The sequence below is a fragment of the Ruegeria sp. AI3 genome (assembly GCF_056541245.1).
Map to the genome: position 1 here is coordinate 1 of NZ_JBQFYA010000040.1, position 1,885 is coordinate 1,885.

1 protein-coding gene is annotated in these 1,885 nt (G+C 60.2%); it reads right to left on the reverse strand.

The window, feature by feature from the left end:
- Positions 1–50: 50 nt before the first annotated feature.
- The gene (locus ACRZ95_RS22810; RefSeq protein WP_170681775.1) at positions 51–1,874 is read right to left on the reverse strand and encodes a BCCT family transporter; all 1,824 of its coding nucleotides are present in this window, start codon (positions 1,872–1,874) and stop codon (positions 51–53) included.
- Positions 1,875–1,885 lie beyond the last annotated feature (11 nt).

Genomic DNA, 1,885 nt, shown 5'->3' on the forward strand with positions numbered 1-1,885 from the left:
AAAGCGCCGCCCTTTTGGGCGGCGCTTGGATTGTTTGTGTTTTGATTGGTTTATTCTGCGGCCTGTGGTGCCTCGGCGTGTTTGTCACGCTGGCTGTCGCGGAACAGCGCCTTGGCGAGGGCGACCATCATCAGGCCCATCACCATGGTAAACGGCAGCGCGCCGATGATCATCGCGTTGCGCAGAGCGTCCATCGGGTTGTTCTCACCCGCTGCAAGGATCAGCGCGCCGATCACCGCCAACAGGATCAGACCCCAGATGATGCGGTGCTTGATGCCCGTCTCCTGGCTGCCGCCCGACATGATCGTGTTCATCACCAGGATGCCCGAATCCGCCGAGGTCACCAGGAAGGTCATGATTAGTACAACGCACATCACGTTCAGCATCGACAACAGACCGCCGTCGATCATGTAGGACAGCGTCACGAACAGCTTGTTGGTGTTCGAGGCCCCGATGATCGCGCCTCCGGCTTCACCGGCCAGTTCCAGATCGATCGCGGTGCCGCCCAGAACCGTCATCCATGCAAAGCAGACCAGCGCCGGTGCGAAGACACAGCCCAGGATGAACTCACGCACGGTGCGACCTTTCGAGATGCGCGCCAGGAACAGGCCAACGAAGGGCGAGAACGCAATCCACCAGGCCCAGTAGAACGTGGTCCAACCTGCCTGCCAGCCAAACTGACGACCCTGCTCACCGGCGGCATAGGCCGCGGCCAGAGTGGCCTCGTCGAGTTCCGCTGCTGCGCCTTCCAGGCCGCTCTTGAAGCCGTCATAGCTGCCCCAGGCATTGGTCGCGCCACCCATCAGGGCATCCGCATGGGCCTGAGCCTCGGCCGGCAGAGCCGCCGCAAACGCCTCGGCCGAGAGCGGACCATAGGCACCAAAGCTCAGCGACAGGAAGTGCAGGATGTAGTCCACCAGCGCGGTGCCATAGGTGGTCATCGCAAAGACGAACGAGCCGAAGACGACAAATGTGCCCAGCAGGATGATCGACAGCACCAGGTTCAGGTTCGACAGGTACTTAACACCTCGTCCAACACCCGACACAGCCGAGATGATCGACAGGCCCATGATCACCAGCAGACCTGCAATCAGGCCAACCTTCGACGGGGCCGGAACGTCACCGCTCAGGTCCATGATCCACTCCATCCCGGTGATCGCATAGACACCGTCGATGAACTGGCTTACGCCATAGCCGATGGTCACCGACACACCCAGGATCGTTGCCACAACGCCCAGAACGTCAACCACATGGCCCAGGAAGCCGTTCATCAGCTTGCCGAACAGCGGCGTCAGCGCCGAGCGGATGGTCAGCGGCATGTTGCGCGTATAGGCGTAATAGGCCAGCGACAGGCCGGTCACCACGTAGATCGCCCAGGCGTGGAAGCCATAATGCAGATAGGTGTAGCGATAGGCCGACTGAACCGCCTCGGGCTCATTGCCCGGCACGTCGCCCGCGACAACCACGGGGTTCGAGCCCCACAGGCCCAGGGGCTCGGCGGTGGCGAACACCATCAGGCCCACACCCAGACCGGCGCCGAACATCATCGAGAACCATGAGAAGTTCGAGAACTCGGGCTTTTCCCCGGGCGTGCCCATCACCCGCTTGCCGGTGGCCGGCAGCAGCGCAACGATGGCCAGAAAGAAGAAAAACAGGCCTACGATGACCACGTAGAAGCTGTTGAAAACCTCCAGAATCTGAGAGTTCCAACTGCCCAGAGTGCTATTCGCGTTCGCCGGAAAGATCAGCGCCCAAAGCACTAGCGCAACCATCACGCCTTTACTGATCAGCGCAATCGGAACGCTGTTATTCTCATAAAAACCACTATCCGCGGTCTTAATGTCCAAATCCGTAAACGGTTCTTTAATCGACATCAATTTCCTCC